The following is a 14231-nucleotide window of genomic DNA, read 5'->3' as shown; positions in this document are numbered from 1 at the left end:
GACCGGTCTGCATACGGTAAGTTGACCGCGATCCGCCTTGCGGACCTGCGGCGTGCTGGAAGGAAAGAGATATGAGCAAAGTCAGCGGCAGCAACGGCGGCGACTCTAAGAACACACTCTATTGTTCATTCTGCGGCAAGAGCCAGCACGAAGTCCGGAAACTGATTGCCGGGCCGACAGTATTCATTTGCGATGAATGCGTCGAATTGTGCATGGACATCATCCGCGAGGAGAACAAGACCTCGATGGTGAAATCGCGCGAGGGTGTTCCTACCCCGCAGGACATCATCAAGATCCTGGATGAATATGTCATCGGCCAGAAGCAGGCGAAGAAAATTCTGTCTGTTGCCGTTCACAACCACTACAAGCGCCTCGCACACGCCTCCAAAAATGGCGATGTGGAGTTGGCGAAATCGAACATCATGCTTGTCGGTCCAACCGGCTGCGGCAAGACCTATCTTGCGCAGACGCTTGCCCGCATCATCGATGTGCCATTCACCATGGCTGACGCGACAACGCTGACGGAAGCCGGTTACGTGGGCGAGGATGTCGAGAACATCATTCTCAAGCTGCTGCAGTCTGCCGACTACAATGTCGAGCGGGCGCAGCGCGGCATCGTCTACATCGACGAAGTCGACAAGATTTCCCGCAAGTCGGACAATCCTTCGATTACCCGCGACGTATCGGGCGAAGGCGTCCAGCAGGCACTTCTCAAGATCATGGAAGGCACGGTTGCATCCGTTCCTCCGCAGGGTGGACGCAAGCATCCGCAGCAGGAATTCCTGCAGGTGGATACGACCAACATCCTGTTCATCTGCGGCGGCGCCTTTGCGGGCCTCGACAAGATCATCTCGGCCCGTGGCGAAAAGACCTCGATCGGTTTTGGCGCAACGGTCAAGGCTGAAGACGATCGTCGCGTGGGTGAAGTGCTGCGCGAACTCGAGCCGGAAGATCTCGTCAAGTTCGGCCTCATTCCTGAATTCATCGGTCGTTTGCCCGTTCTGGCAACGCTTGAGGATCTCGATGAGGACGCACTGATCCAGATCCTGTCCGAGCCGAAGAATGCTTTGATCAAGCAGTACCAGCGACTGTTCGAGATGGAAGACGTCGAGCTGACATTCCAGGGCGACGCTCTGCGTGAGATCGCTCGCAAGGCAATCACCCGCAAAACCGGTGCGCGCGGACTGCGGTCGATTATGGAGAAAATCCTGCTCGACACCATGTTCGAGCTGCCTACGCTGGAAGGTGTGCGCGAGGTTGTCATCTCCGACGAGGTCGTGAGTGGTGCTGCGCGTCCGCTCTACATCTATGCGGACCGTCAGGAAGAAAAAGCCAACGTTTCGGCTTGAACAACCTGAGCGGATATGGATGGAAAAGCCCGCAACCTGCGGGCTTTTTTGCGTTTTATGCGCAGGAAAGACTGCAATAAGAACCCGCGCGGCCATTTTGCGTTTGGAGCCGATTGCGCTTTCCTGATAAAGTTTTAGAAGTGATTTGCAGCGCGACATGACGTTTTTTTGAAGCTGCGTCGTTTTTCCTGTTTGCCGCCAGGTGCGGGCAACGGAAAAGTTCTGATGTGTCAGGCGTTGTTGCGTATTCGAGGGCTTATCCTGCCTGTGCCAAAGGGTATCTGACCTTGTGACTTGAAAATGGCCGTGGCGAACTCCACTTCTAGTCACGACTGAGAATATGCCGGAACCTCCCCAAGACAGTCCGGCAAGCGTCCTCTTCGGGGGACCATTGAAAGGAAATGATATGACGAACATTACGTCTGCTGCATCTGGTGGTACATATCCCGTACTTCCCCTGCGCGACATTGTCGTTTTCCCGCATATGATTGTCCCACTGTTCGTCGGGCGGGAAAAGTCCATCCGCGCACTGGAAGAAGTCATGGGTTCCGACAAGCAGATCATGCTGGTCACCCAGATCAACGCCAGCGATGACGACCCAGACACGTCAGCAATTCACCGCGTCGGCACTGTTGCCAACGTGCTGCAGCTGCTCAAGCTTCCCGATGGCACCGTCAAGGTGCTCGTTGAGGGCAAGGGCCGCGCGAAAATCGATGAATACACCGATCGGGAAGACTTCTACGAAGCAACTGCTGTTCTTCTGGACGAGCCGGAAGAAGACCCCGTTGAGATCGAGGCTCTGTCTCGTTCGGTTGTTTCCGAGTTCGAAAGCTATGTGAAGCTCAACAAGAAGATTTCGCCGGAAGTTGTCGGTGCTGCTGGCCAGATCGATGACTATTCGAAGCTGGCCGATACGGTTGCCTCGCATCTTTCCATCAAGATCACCGAAAAGCAGGAAATGCTTGAAACGGTGAGTGTGAAGCAGCGCCTTGAAAAGGCACTCGGCTTCATGGAAGGCGAGATTTCCGTTCTTCAGGTCGAGAAGCGTATCCGCTCGCGCGTCAAGCGCCAGATGGAAAAGACGCAGCGCGAATATTATCTGAACGAGCAGATGAAGGCGATCCAGAAGGAACTCGGCGACGGCGAGGATGGCCGCGACGAGATGGCCGAACTGGAGGAACGTGTTGCCAAAGCAAAGCTCTCCAAGGAGGCCCGCGAAAAGGCGGAAGCCGAAATGAAGAAGCTTCGTCAGATGAGCCCGATGTCTGCGGAAGCGACAGTCGTGCGCAACTATCTGGATTGGCTGCTCGGCCTGCCATGGGGCAAGAAGTCCAAGATCAAGACCGATCTGAATGCGGCCGAGAAGGTTCTCGAGCTGGATCACTTCGGTCTCGACAAGGTCAAGGAACGCATCGTCGAGTATCTGGCCGTGCAGGCCCGTGCGACGAAGATTCGTGGCCCGATCCTGTGCCTCGTCGGCCCTCCCGGTGTCGGCAAGACCTCGCTTGCAAAGTCTATCGCCAAGGCAACCGGACGCGAATATGTGCGTATGGCGCTCGGTGGCGTTCGTGACGAAGCCGAAATCCGTGGTCACCGCCGTACGTATATCGGTTCGATGCCGGGCAAGATCGTCCAGTCGATGAAGAAGGCAAAGAAGGCAAACCCGCTCTTCCTGCTCGATGAAATCGACAAGATGGGACAGGATTTCCGCGGTGATCCATCATCTGCTTTGCTGGAGGTGCTGGATCCGGAACAGAACTCGACATTCATGGACCACTATCTCGAAGTGGAATATGACCTGTCGGACGTCATGTTCGTAACGACGGCCAATACGCTGAACATTCCAGGCCCATTGATGGACCGTATGGAAGTCATCCGTATTGCTGGATACACGGAAGACGAAAAGCGCGAAATCGCCAAGCGTCACCTTCTGCCAAAGGCAATCAAGGAACACGCCCTGCGTCCGGAAGAGTTTTCTGTGACGGATGGCGCCTTGATGGCGGTCATCCAGCAGTACACACGGGAAGCCGGCGTGCGTAACTTCGAACGCGAATTGATGAAGCTGGCACGTAAGGCCGTGACGGAGATCATCAAGGGCAAGACCAAATCGGTCGAAGTGACTGCCGAAAACATCCATGACTATCTGGGTGTTCCACGCTTCCGCCATGGCGAAGCCGAACGCGAAGATCAGGTTGGTGTTGTCACCGGTCTGGCCTGGACAGAGGTTGGTGGCGAACTCCTGACGATCGAAGGCGTGATGATGCCCGGCAAGGGCCGCATGACGGTGACGGGCAATCTGAAGGAAGTCATGAAGGAATCCATTTCGGCAGCGGCTTCCTATGTCCGCTCGCGCGCTGTGGATTTCGGCATCGAACCGCCGCGCTTCGACAAGTCGGACATTCACGTGCACGTGCCGGAAGGCGCGACACCGAAGGATGGTCCATCTGCGGGTGTGGCGATGGCTACCGCCATCGTGTCCATCATGACGGGCATTGCCGTTGACCGCAACGTCGCGATGACGGGTGAAATCACCCTTCGCGGACGCGTGCTGCCAATCGGTGGCCTGAAGGAAAAGCTGCTCGCCGCACTTCGCGGTGGCATCAAGAAGGTACTTATTCCGGAAGAGAATGCCAAGGATCTGGCTGATATTCCTGATAACGTCAAAAACGGAATGGAAATCATTCCGGTTGCCCGCATGGGTGAGGTCCTGCAACATGCGCTTGTGCGTATGCCAGAGCCTATCGAGTGGGATGGCAGCATCGAGACGCCGGTCATTGCAACCGTTGAAGGTGTAGATGACGGCAGTCAGACAATCGCACATTGATGCGTTGCTGTGATCGATGGTGCTAATTTAGCACAAAATCGTTGAAAGGCTGGCAGTAATGCCAGCCTTTTTTGTGAAAAGAACGCTAGACCCCTTGTTTTTCAGGCCATTCCAGCGCTTTTGGGTGGCGGTGCGCGAATAGATAAGTATTCTGCGCCGATCCAATTTGAGTCGTTTCATACCATTGAAAGGGGTGGAAACATGAACAAGAACGAGCTCGTTTCTGCAGTTGCCGAAAAGGCTGGTCTCACCAAGGCTGATGCCGCTTCTGCCGTCGACGCAGTATTCGAAACCGTCCAGAGCGAATTGAAGGCTGGTGGCGACATCCGTCTCGCAGGCTTCGGCAGCTTTACCGTAAGCCGTCGCGAAGCCTCCAAGGGCCGTAACCCATCCACGGGTGCAGAAGTCGATATTCCGGCTCGCAACGTTCCAAAGTTCTCCGCAGGCAAGGGCCTGAAGGACGCTGTTAACTCCTAATTCGCCCGGGCTGTCTGCGCCTGCGGCGTGCGGACGGCATTTGAGGTAGACGAGGAAAATTTTGGCTCTTTGCGCAGTCTTGCGAATGGTTGCCACAAAATGCTGAAAGCCCGGCCACGCGCCGGGCTTTTTGTTTATCATCAAGTTCGCACTGTCATGTCCCTGTCACGTCCATGTCGCAAAAACGCATCCATGCATTTTTGGGGTGCATTGAAGGGGACACCATGACACTTCGTTTTTCCTGTGCTGCGCTGACTGCGGCACTCTTCGCCTCTGCCGCTTTTCCTGCTGCGGCTGAACAGGTTTTCAACCGCATTGCGTCTTTTCCGGTGGCGTTGAACCTTCCTTCCGACAAGAAGGAAGAGACCGTAACCTCTGCGGAAATCATCACTGCCAGTGGTGATGGCAAGACGCTGATCTATTCCGATAGCCCGCTCGGCGCGATCGGCTTTATCGACATCAGCGACGCCAAGGCACCGAAAGCGCTGGGCGCGCTGATGATGGACGGAGAGCCAACCTCGGTCACGGCATCCGGAGCCAAGGTTCTTGCGGCCGTCAATACGTCCGAGAGCTATGTGAAGCCAGCGGGCAAGCTGGTTACGGTAGACATCGCTTCTCGCAAGATCGAGACCAGTTGCGACCTGGGCGGCCAGCCTGATTCCGTTGCCATCTCGCCGGACAAGAGCTTCATCGCCATCGCGATTGAGAATGAGCGGGATGAGAAAGCCAATGACGGCGCCTTGCCGCAGATGCCCGCCGGTTTCCTCGTTACCATCGGCTTGAAGGATGGTGCGCCGGATTGCGGAACGCTGAAGAAGATCGATGTGACGGGCCTGGCAGAGATTGCCCCGGAAGATCCCGAGCCAGAATTCGTGTCGATCAACGGCAATGGCGAAGTTGCGCTGACACTTCAGGAAAACAACCATATTGTTATCATCGACGGCAAGAGCGGCAAGGTAACCAGCCACTTCTCTGCCGGGACCGTCGATCTCAAGGACATCGATACCAAGAGCGATGGACAGTTGGCGTTTTCCGACAAGCAGGATGCGCGCAAGCGTGAGCCGGATGCCGTGAAATGGCTCGGCAATGATCGCATCGTTGTTGCCAATGAGGGCGACTGGGAAGGTGGCGCGCGTGGCTTTACGATTTTCGACAAGGCCGGCAAGGTTGTCTACGAAGCTGGTTCGTCATTCGAACATGCCGTAGCCGCACTCGGCCACTACCCGGAAAAGCGTTCAAAATCCAAGGGTATCGAGCCTGAAGGGCTTGAAGCCGCGACATTCGGAGAAGACAAATACTTCTTCGTCCTGGCGGAGCGCGCTTCTGTCGTCGGCGTCTACAAGGATACTGGCGGTGAGCCGACCCTCACGCAAATCCTGCCATCGGGCGTGTCACCGGAAGGTGCGGTAGCCATTCCGTCGCGAAACCTGCTGGTCACCGCCAACGAAGCTGATTTGGCAAAAGATGGCGGAGCGCGCTCGCACGTCATGATCTACGAGCGTTCCGAAGCCAAGGCAGCCTATCCGCAAATCGTATCGGCGCAGAAAGATGGAATGCCGATTGGATGGGGCGCCCTGTCTGGTCTCGTTGGTGATTCCGAGAAAGACGGCATTTTCTACGCCGTTTCAGATTCGGTTTACGGCAATCAGCCATCCATCTTCACCATAGACGCGACGAAGCAACCGGCTGTCATCACCAGCGTCCTTCGCGTCAAGCGCGATGGCACTGCCGCTCAGAAACTGGATCTCGAAGGCATCACGCTGGATGGGAAGGGCGGCTATTGGGTGGCATCCGAAGGCAATAGTGAGAAACTCGTTCCGCACGCTCTCTACAACATCAGCGCCAAGGGTGAGATCAAGGCCGAGATCGCTCTTCCCAAGGAATTGCTGGAAGGTGAGACACGCTTCGGCTTTGAAGGCGTGACCATGATCGGCAAGGGCGATGACGCCACGCTGTGGATGGCCGTTCAACGCGAATGGGGCAAGGATGAAAAGGGCACAGTGAAGCTCGTGTCCTATAATCCGAAGTCCAAGGAATGGGGCGCAGTTCGCTATCCATTGGAGAAGGCTGGCGAGGGCTGGGTCGGCCTTTCCGAAATCACTGCCCATGGCGATCAGGTTTACATCGTAGAGCGTGACAACCAGGTGGGTGATAAGGCAAAGCTGAAGAAGCTTTACACCGTCGCAATCTCTGACCTCAAGCCCGGCAAGATCGGTGGCGAACTGCCGCTCGTCAAGAAGACGGAAGTCTACGACTTCTTGGCCGTGCTGAAAGCCCAGACAAACGGCTATGTCGTGGACAAACTGGAAGGCTTCGCCTTCGACAAGTCCGGCAAGGCATTCGCGGTTACGGACAATGACGGCGTGGACGACTCATCTGGCGAGACGCTGTTCTTCCCGGTCGATCTGAAGGCTACGAACTGATTATTCGCGATACGTCGTGCCTGGCTTGACCCTCCGCGCTCGTTTGCACGTACCAGACTTGCCGGGTCGCAGTTGCGGTGCAGCTCGAGTTCGGTGTGACGGAATATGAAGAACAAAAAGCCGGGCGTCATCTCTGACGCCCGGCTTTTTTTATCGCGATCCCTTCACCCAGGGATCACGCGTCTTTCAAAGCATATTGCTCCAGCGCATCGCGGTTGATCTCAATGCCGAGGCCCGGGCCATCGGGTATCTGAACCACGCCCGCGACGTGCTCCAGCGGGCTTGTCAGAACCGCCTGGCGGTATGGGTTCTCGGTCCGGTCAAATTCCAGAATCGGCGGGCGGGGATTTCGACGTGCCGGGTCTGGCGGAAGATAGGCCATGAATTGCAGCGCGGCGGCAATTGCAACGCCCGTGCCCCAGACGTGGGGAATGACACGCACGCCGTAAAGGCTGGCCAGATCGACAATGCGCTTCGTTTCCGAAAAGCCGCCAGCACCAGCAAGATCAGGCTGGAGAATATCGACAGCACGGCTTTCCAGCGGTGCGCGCATTCCATAGCGTCCGTGCCATGTTTCACCGCCCGCGACAGGGATAGGCTGACCGGCACGCACGGCCTGATACGCATCCAGCTGCTCCGGAACCACCGGTTCCTCGAACCAGTCGATGCCAAGCGGGGCAAGCGCCTTGCCAACTTCAATGGCATCCAATGCATCATAACCGTGATTGGCGTCGATCATGATTCTGACATCAGGGCCGACGGCTTCGCGCGCAGCTTCGATGACGGCAATATCTTCAGCGACATCGAAGCCGATCTTTATCTTGACCGCATGAAAGCCCTGGGCCGCATAGCCAGCCACTTCTGCCGCCACGTCGGAAACGGCGTCCACACCATCCTTGCGGAAAGAGCCGGTTGCGTAGGCTTGAACGCTTTCGCGGAAGCGTCCGCCCAGAAGACGCGATATGGACGTGCCGAAGCGTTTGCCCTTGACGTCCCAGAGCGCAATATCGATGCCGCTCAGCGCCGTAACGGTGAGCCCGCGTTGGCCCTGGTCGCGCAAGAGATTGTAGAGTTGATGCCAGATGACCTCGATATCGAGCGGGTCTTTCCCGATGAGGTGAGGGGTGTAAGCGGCTACCACGGCTGCGTTGGGTTTTGCCGGGCCGAGGCATTCGCCCCAGCCCACGGTGCCATCATCGCAAATGATCTCGACAAGACAATGAATGCGCCTGTCAAAACGCATCGAGGCGCTTTCGAACGCATGACCCAACTTGTAATCGAGCAGATGTGTGCGAACCGCTTCTATCTTCATGACTTGTAAGGTCCAATCAGGGTTTGCAGCATTCCAACTTCCTCCTCGGTCAAATCCGTGAGCGGTGCGCGAACTGGCCCCGCATCGAAACCGATCAGCCGGACGCCCGCCTTGATGGCAGAGACGGCATAGCCTTTCTGGCGATTGCGAATGTCCATGAACGGGTAGAAAAAGTCTATGAGAATGCGATCCGTTGTCGTTCTGTCACCTGCACGCAAGGCCTTGTAGAATTGCTGGGCAAGTGCCGGGACGAAGTTGAAGACGGCGGAAGAGTAGGTCGTCACGCCTGCGCCGAGATAGGCGTCGGCAAAAAGTTCGGCAGTCGGCATACCGCCGAGATAGGTCAGTCGCTCGCCGATCGTCGCCGTTATCTTGCGCACAAGCCCGATGTCTCCCGAGCCATCCTTGAAGCCCACGAGGTTGGGGCAGCTGTCGCACAGTTTCTGGAGCGTTTCCGCCGTCAGAATGGAGTTGTCGCGATTATAGACCATCACGCCAATCGAAACGGAGTCACACACGGCTCTGATATGCGCGTAAAGACCGGCCTGAGAGGCGTCCATCAGGTAGTGAGGCAGCAGCAGAATGCCGTCAGCACCGGCAGCTTCCGCGCTCTGGGCGATCTGGATGGCAATCTTGGTGCCGTAACCGCAGCCTGAAACGATGGGTACGGAACCGGCTGCGGATTTGGCCGCCTTGACGACGCTGGCGACTTCTTCAGGCGCGAGCGAAAAGAATTCGCCTGTGCCCCCGGCGGCAAACAGCACACTGGCATCGAAACCGGATAGCCAGCCCACATGCTCAAGATAGGGCTTTTCATTGAATTCGCCATCCTTCGTAAAGGGCGTGACGGGAAAGGAAAGAAGTCCGGCACCAAGCGCCTTTTTGAGTTCCTGCGGGTCCATAGCCATGTGAGTCCAAATCTCCTGTAATCATTTGCGGCGGATCATATTCGAGATATTACCTTCGTCAAGAACTTATAATATGAGTTGATTTTTGGCATGGTTGGTGCAGATTGGGTCGTCAGGCAGAAGTCAGGCCGGTTTTTGGTGTTTTGCCAGTATTTACAGGGCACGCCGCGCGCTCTCCTTGAAATGGCAGGCGGCTTTGGCGTAGAGATAAGATAACAGATGAGTTGGTTTTTTGGCCGTGGTTCCCGTTCTTCGGGGTGCGCAATCGGCAACATGGAGTGAATATGCTGAAAACGTTGCTGCTGACCGGAGCTGCCGGGGGCGTAGGAAAAGCCATTCGTCCCCTGTTGAAGGAGATCGCGGAAAAGGTCGTCCTGTCCGATATGGTCGATATTGCTGATCTTGCGTCCCATGAGACATTCGTCAAATGCGACTTGTCCATCCGCGAGGAGGTCGACGCCGCCGTGGCGGGTGTGGACGGCATTATTCACTTAGGTGGAATATCCGTCGAAAGACCGTTCGAGCTGATTCTCAAGGGCAATATCGAGGGCGTCTATAATCTCTATGAAGCCGCGCGTCATAACGGCCAACCAAGAATCATCTTTGCCAGCTCCAACCATACGATCGGTTTTCACCGACGGGATGAAAAGCTGGATGGAAATTCGTCCGTAAGGCCCGACACGCTTTACGGGGTTTCGAAATGCTTCGGTGAGAATCTTGCCAGTTTCTATTTCGACAAGTTCGGGCAGGAGACATTGTCGGTCCGGATCGGCTCATTGACCGCAAAGCCGCAGAATAGCCGAATGCTGGCCACGTGGCTAAGCGCGCAGGATTTCGTCTCCCTATGCGCGCGTGGTTTCGAAACGCCGCGTCTTGGAAATGCAGTCGTCTATGGCGCTTCCGACAATCTTGAGAGCTGGTGGGACAACAGCCACGCCGCGTTTCTGGGGTGGAAACCCAGCGATAGCTCAGCGAAATGGCGCGCGGAAATTCTTGCCGAGGCCGGCAAGGAAGACCCCACCGACCCCGCACATATCTATCAGGGGGGCGGTTTCACAAAGCTCCGCCATCCTGCAGATGGTTGATTGTAAGATAGTCACAGAATGGAAAGGTCAGGATCTACTTCTTTCCGTCCTGCCTTTCCGAGTCATATTGGACCCAGCGGAAGAAAAGATAGATCGGCAGCGCAATCAGCGCCAGCGTGACGATAGAGTTCGCAAGCATGGTTCATCCCACAAAACCCGAATTCATCATGAAATCGGCGGTCGTGACTATAAAAGATCAATGATTTAAATTTGTTGAATCAGCCATGGTTACCAAAGCCGTAATTGACCTAAAACTGTATCAAAACGGGCGTTTACCGCATTTGCTCGGCTGTGGTTTGCAAGAGGTTAACGCCCGGGTGGCTGTCAGGGCCTCAACAGGAGCACCGAAGGCAACTTCTCCCGCTCGGCAAGCCGCAAGAGGAAATAGCCGATACCGGCAATGCCAAGCATCAAGCCCGGCGCTTCACCCCTTTGCTGGACCCCGCAAGGCAAAGGGGTCTCGGCATCCAGATACTGATCGATGATGAATCTCCCGACCTGTTCCGCATGCACCGATATGGCATCCTGTTTCAGCTGTATCCCGGCGGAGAGGACAAAATCGGCAATGCCGGCAAGGCCGTGGCATAGGCACAGGTCCTGTGGCACGACGGGCGTGGTCAGCAGACGCGAGGCATCCTGCAGGGCGGTGTTGACCTCCACTGCCGCCATTTCGTCGGTTGGCATGAGCTCCATCATGCGCAGCCGCGATAATCCGATGCCGCTGGAACCGGCGCACCAGCTGCAATTGCAGGAAGGGGGAAGGGCCGCTGCGCCAGGGGTAATATGGTCTATGCGGAAATCTGGCCAACCCTGCTGCTGTGCATCGAACCAGCTTCGCTCATAGCGAAATGCTTCCTTTGCACCGTGCAGCAACGCTTCGTTGCCGCTGATCGCGTGGGCTTCCAGCAAGGCCATTCCCATGCCGGATGTGCCATGGGCATAACCCAGAAGGTTGCGGTGCTTCGGCATGATTGAGGGCCAGGAAAGACCGCTCGTATCCATCACTCCGGCTGCCATCAACCGCTCTGCATGGCCGATTGCGGACTGAACCAGATCGGGACGGTCATAACGTTTGCCGAGATGGATGAGCGCCGGAACGGCGCTTGCGCAACCGGCGATGATATCCAAAGCGTCATCCGCGTATGGATGAGGGGCATGCTCTGTCGCCAGCGCCAACCCTTTCTCAACCCAGTCCAGCCTGTCGAGCGCGCTGCCGACTTCGCACAACATATGCGCGGCACCGAGCGTGCCCGTATAGAGCCCTCTTTGCGGCGGTGTGTCGAGATCGGGCAATCGTGCCAAAACCTGCTGGACCGCCCCTTTGACTGTTGCCTCAAGCCGAGGGGAGGGTGCGAGGGCGGCCAGCTTGCCGAGGAACAGAGCAATGCCCGCCACGCCATCATAGAGAGAAACGGAAGCGGTGCGATACGCAGGTATGGCATTGCCATCCGCCAGTGTCATGGCCCAGCCCATCCAGGTGCAGCGGTCCTCGTGCCAGATAGCGTCGCGGCACAGTTGCTGGCCAATTCTTGTGGCCGCTTCCAGAAAGGATGTGTTGCCGCCAACGGTTGATGCCTTGGGAAGTGTCATCAAAGTCATGTCCGAAAATCTCCTCAGGCGGGTAGGCGATATATGTCGCTGTTGCCAGCATTCAGGTGCGGTGCATTCAACGTCATGCCGGATTCATCAAAGCGTTTGCGAAGACGCTCGAGCCGAATGGAAGGTGATTGACTGCCGTCTGCCCAGGCACTGACGATCGCATCCGCCATCATCATTGCGCGCGTTTGCCCGAAGCTCATGCCATAGCCGGGGTCATCGGCTCCGCCGATGCCACCGGTCAGTGACTTCGAGAACAACGGCACGTCCGGCGCGAGTTCGGCTGGCGGAACTGGAAACAGGTCGCGCAGCAACGCAAGTGTAAAGGCGAGGTGGCGGCGGGCGAGATAAAAGACCGTGCTGTCGGTCCGGTCATAGGCTGCCGGGTCTAGAAGCGTTTTCGCCCTGAACGGTACCGCATAGGCGTTCAGCAAGCCCGCGATTTGCGACATGATGGAGACCACCGCTTCCGGGCGGGTGTTAAGATAGAGCCGCGCCAGAGATGCATCGTCATGGTCGCTGTATGGAGCGTGACTGTGGATATGGTAGAAGCCCGCTTGCTGCTGCGAAGAGGCCGTTGGCAGCAGGATGGAAGCGATTGCGCTGGCTTGCGCCTGCCCGGCTGAGGTGATTGCAAAGGTGCCTGGCATGACCTGGCGGCAGCAATCTCCCTTTCTCACATGCGCCGCGCCGTTGGCATCGTTCTTGTAGATCTGCCAGTTGTTCGACCAGCACGACCCCTCGGGAAAGACCGCGCGCAGTTGCGATAGCAGATCTGGTGCAGGCTGAACGGATCTGGCCGCTGGCGGCTCGACGCTGAAGGGGCGGGCATAGGCTGCATCGTAAAGTGCGGGCCAGAGGAACTCTGTCAGACGGGTGGTTACCGAGCGTGGCGTATCCGTCGTCGACATTGCGGGCAGCGACACCACGGGGCGATTGCCGATCTGAAAGCGCGAAAGGCTGATGATGTCGACCGCCTCGAAAATCTGCATCAACTGGCCTTCCAGCGTGTCAGCGGTCGAAGCGATGTCCGGCGTTACCGAATGTAAGGTCTTGGGGAGGGCGTTCATGTCAAGCTCCGGTGTCGAGCGCAAACAGCTGGCGTACCGCGCTGCGTGGATCGTTTAGAATGTCAGCGGCGGTACGAATGGCGAGTTGAGCGGAAGGCGGCATCTCTGCGATGGATTGGGCAATTTCATAGGCGGTGAGGACAAAGCGGACGGCGGCGAAGCGTACGCAACGTTCCATGGCAAGCATCTGTTGTTCTGGGGTCAGCGTGAATGCTGCGGTATAGGTCCGCCAGAATGCGCGGCAGCAGGCCTGCGCACGCATGATATCGTCTGCGGTGGCCGGTCCCATGTGTTGTCCCTGGGCGGAGAAGCGCCCGACGATGATCGGCTGGATGAAGCTTGCAAGCACACATGCGACATCCCAGGCGGCGTCACCCAGGTCGGCAAGCTCCCAATCGATCAGCTCCACCTTGGCGGTGCCGTCGGGGCCATCTTTCTGGGAGACGAGGAAGTTCTCCCATTTCAGGTCACCATGAATGAGGCTGGTGCGTGCCCACTCTTCTCTCAGGCGGCTGAAGTTGGCTGCCAGACCAGGCTCCTGACGCAGCGTGGCCAGAATGGTGCGCGCGCCTCCGCTCATGGTCGGAATAATCTTCTCCCCGGCTTCCGGGAAGTTCAGGATCCAGGGGAGGGCAGCGGGAAAGATACCCTGTTTCGTCGTCTCCGCCAGAAGGTCAGGGGACTGGGAGTGGCAGAGAGCAAGGAGAGTTCCGATCTGGGCTGCGATGTCTTCCATCGCGCCGGGAACAGCTGCAACTTGCATCTGGTAAAAGGTAAGGCTTTGGGAATGCGGCACCAGATCAACCGCCAGAAGATGGCGGCTGCGGTCGTAGTGGCGAAGGCGCGGCATGAGCGGCTTCAGGCGATCTGCTGAAACATCCTTGTCGGCCAGCGCGTAGAGTGTGGCTTCTCTTTGCAATGACTGCGTTGTCTCGACTGCCATGACAGGCACCTGCTTGACGAAAATGCCAGAGCCATCACGACGGGAAATCTTGAAATTGCGGTTGCGGCGGCCTGCGTCAAGAATGGTGAAATCATCGCCGACGATCTCGGCTGGTGTCAGTACGCTGCGGTCGACGAGATAAGGCACAAGCGTGCTAGAGGTAAGATACATGTTTTTCCCCAAGGCCGGACAATCAGGTTTTGTTGAGAGCTCGTGGGACCGCAGGCTGGCATCCCTCGAGAAA

General features: G+C 57.0%; 10 protein-coding genes. 5 read left to right on the top strand and 5 right to left on the bottom strand.

Features of this window, described 5'->3' with window-relative positions; translation table 11 throughout:
* Positions 1-71: 71 nt before the first annotated feature.
* The 4 genes from clpX to QRN85_RS13665 all read left to right on the top strand — a co-directional run bounded on the left by clpX (position 72) and on the right by QRN85_RS13665 (position 7073).
* Positions 72-1349, top strand: a complete 1278-nt coding sequence (clpX, locus tag QRN85_RS13680) for an ATP-dependent Clp protease ATP-binding subunit ClpX (protein WP_062589463.1) — start codon at positions 72-74, stop codon at positions 1347-1349.
* 406 nt (positions 1350-1755) lie between these two features.
* Positions 1756-4173 (top strand): endopeptidase La, encoded by a 2418-nt coding sequence (lon, locus tag QRN85_RS13675; protein ID WP_284758731.1) that lies wholly within the window; start codon positions 1756-1758, stop codon positions 4171-4173.
* 201 nt (positions 4174-4374) lie between these two features.
* On the top strand, positions 4375-4650 hold the full coding sequence (hupB, locus tag QRN85_RS13670) for a DNA-binding protein HupB (RefSeq protein ID WP_062589465.1): 276 nt from the start codon (positions 4375-4377) through the stop codon (positions 4648-4650).
* A gap of 224 nt (positions 4651-4874) precedes the next feature.
* The gene (locus QRN85_RS13665) at positions 4875-7073 is read left to right on the top strand and encodes an esterase-like activity of phytase family protein (protein WP_284758730.1); all 2199 of its coding nucleotides are present in this window, start codon (positions 4875-4877) and stop codon (positions 7071-7073) included.
* Between the two features lie 175 nt (positions 7074-7248).
* Here QRN85_RS13665 and QRN85_RS13660 read toward each other — a convergent pair whose 3' ends face one another.
* Together QRN85_RS13660 and kdgD are read right to left on the bottom strand one after the other, a co-directional pair.
* Entirely contained in the window at positions 7249-8385 is a 1137-nt protein-coding gene (locus QRN85_RS13660) for a mandelate racemase/muconate lactonizing enzyme family protein (protein ID WP_284758729.1), read from the bottom strand.
* Positions 8382-9287, bottom strand: a complete 906-nt coding sequence (kdgD, locus tag QRN85_RS13655; RefSeq protein ID WP_062589873.1) for a 5-dehydro-4-deoxyglucarate dehydratase — start codon at positions 9285-9287, stop codon at positions 8382-8384. The genes QRN85_RS13660 and kdgD overlap by 4 nt, the downstream gene beginning before the upstream one ends.
* A gap of 290 nt (positions 9288-9577) precedes the next feature.
* On the opposite strand from kdgD, the gene QRN85_RS13650 reads away from it, so the two are divergent.
* Positions 9578-10378 (top strand): NAD-dependent epimerase/dehydratase family protein, encoded by an 801-nt coding sequence (locus QRN85_RS13650; protein WP_284758728.1) that lies wholly within the window; start codon positions 9578-9580, stop codon positions 10376-10378.
* Positions 10379-10702: 324 nt separating this feature from the next.
* Here QRN85_RS13650 and QRN85_RS13645 read toward each other — a convergent pair whose 3' ends face one another.
* From QRN85_RS13645 to QRN85_RS13635, 3 genes are read right to left on the bottom strand one after another with little or no spacing between them, the layout of a single operon-like run.
* Positions 10703-11977 carry a lanthionine synthetase LanC family protein gene (locus QRN85_RS13645; RefSeq protein ID WP_284758727.1) on the bottom strand — a complete coding sequence of 425 codons (1275 nt, stop codon included), beginning with the start codon at positions 11975-11977 and terminating at the stop codon, positions 10703-10705.
* Between the two features lie 14 nt (positions 11978-11991).
* Positions 11992-13044, bottom strand: coding sequence for a T3SS effector HopA1 family protein (locus QRN85_RS13640; protein WP_284758726.1), 1053 nt, complete (start codon positions 13042-13044; stop codon positions 11992-11994).
* A 1-nt stretch (position 13045) separates the two neighbouring features.
* Positions 13046-14158, bottom strand: a complete 1113-nt coding sequence (locus QRN85_RS13635) for a phosphotransferase family protein (protein WP_284758725.1) — start codon at positions 14156-14158, stop codon at positions 13046-13048.
* Positions 14159-14231: the final 73 nt, after the last annotated feature.

This window comes from Agrobacterium sp. fls2-241-TYG-188a, from assembly GCF_030209845.1.
This window is presented reverse-complemented; position numbering and strand designations above follow the sequence as displayed.

Bases quoted from the DNA above. Each gene is read 5' to 3' on its own strand.
- clpX (WP_062589463.1), top strand. From the start codon at position 72: ATGAGCAAAGTCAGCGGCAGCAACGGCGGCGACTCTAAGAACACACTC.
- QRN85_RS13650 (WP_284758728.1), top strand. From the start codon at position 9,578: ATGCTGAAAACGTTGCTGCTGACCGGAGCTGCCGGGGGCGTAGGAAAA.
- QRN85_RS13645 (WP_284758727.1), bottom strand. From the start codon at position 11,977: ATGACTTTGATGACACTTCCCAAGGCATCAACCGTTGGCGGCAACACA.
- QRN85_RS13665 (WP_284758730.1), top strand. From the start codon at position 4,875: ATGACACTTCGTTTTTCCTGTGCTGCGCTGACTGCGGCACTCTTCGCC.
- hupB (WP_062589465.1), top strand. From the start codon at position 4,375: ATGAACAAGAACGAGCTCGTTTCTGCAGTTGCCGAAAAGGCTGGTCTC.
- QRN85_RS13640 (WP_284758726.1), bottom strand. From the start codon at position 13,044: ATGAACGCCCTCCCCAAGACCTTACATTCGGTAACGCCGGACATCGCT.
- lon (WP_284758731.1), top strand. From the start codon at position 1,756: ATGACGAACATTACGTCTGCTGCATCTGGTGGTACATATCCCGTACTT.
- QRN85_RS13635 (WP_284758725.1), bottom strand. From the start codon at position 14,158: ATGTATCTTACCTCTAGCACGCTTGTGCCTTATCTCGTCGACCGCAGC.
- QRN85_RS13660 (WP_284758729.1), bottom strand. From the start codon at position 8,385: ATGAAGATAGAAGCGGTTCGCACACATCTGCTCGATTACAAGTTGGGT.
- kdgD (WP_062589873.1), bottom strand. From the start codon at position 9,287: ATGGACCCGCAGGAACTCAAAAAGGCGCTTGGTGCCGGACTTCTTTCC.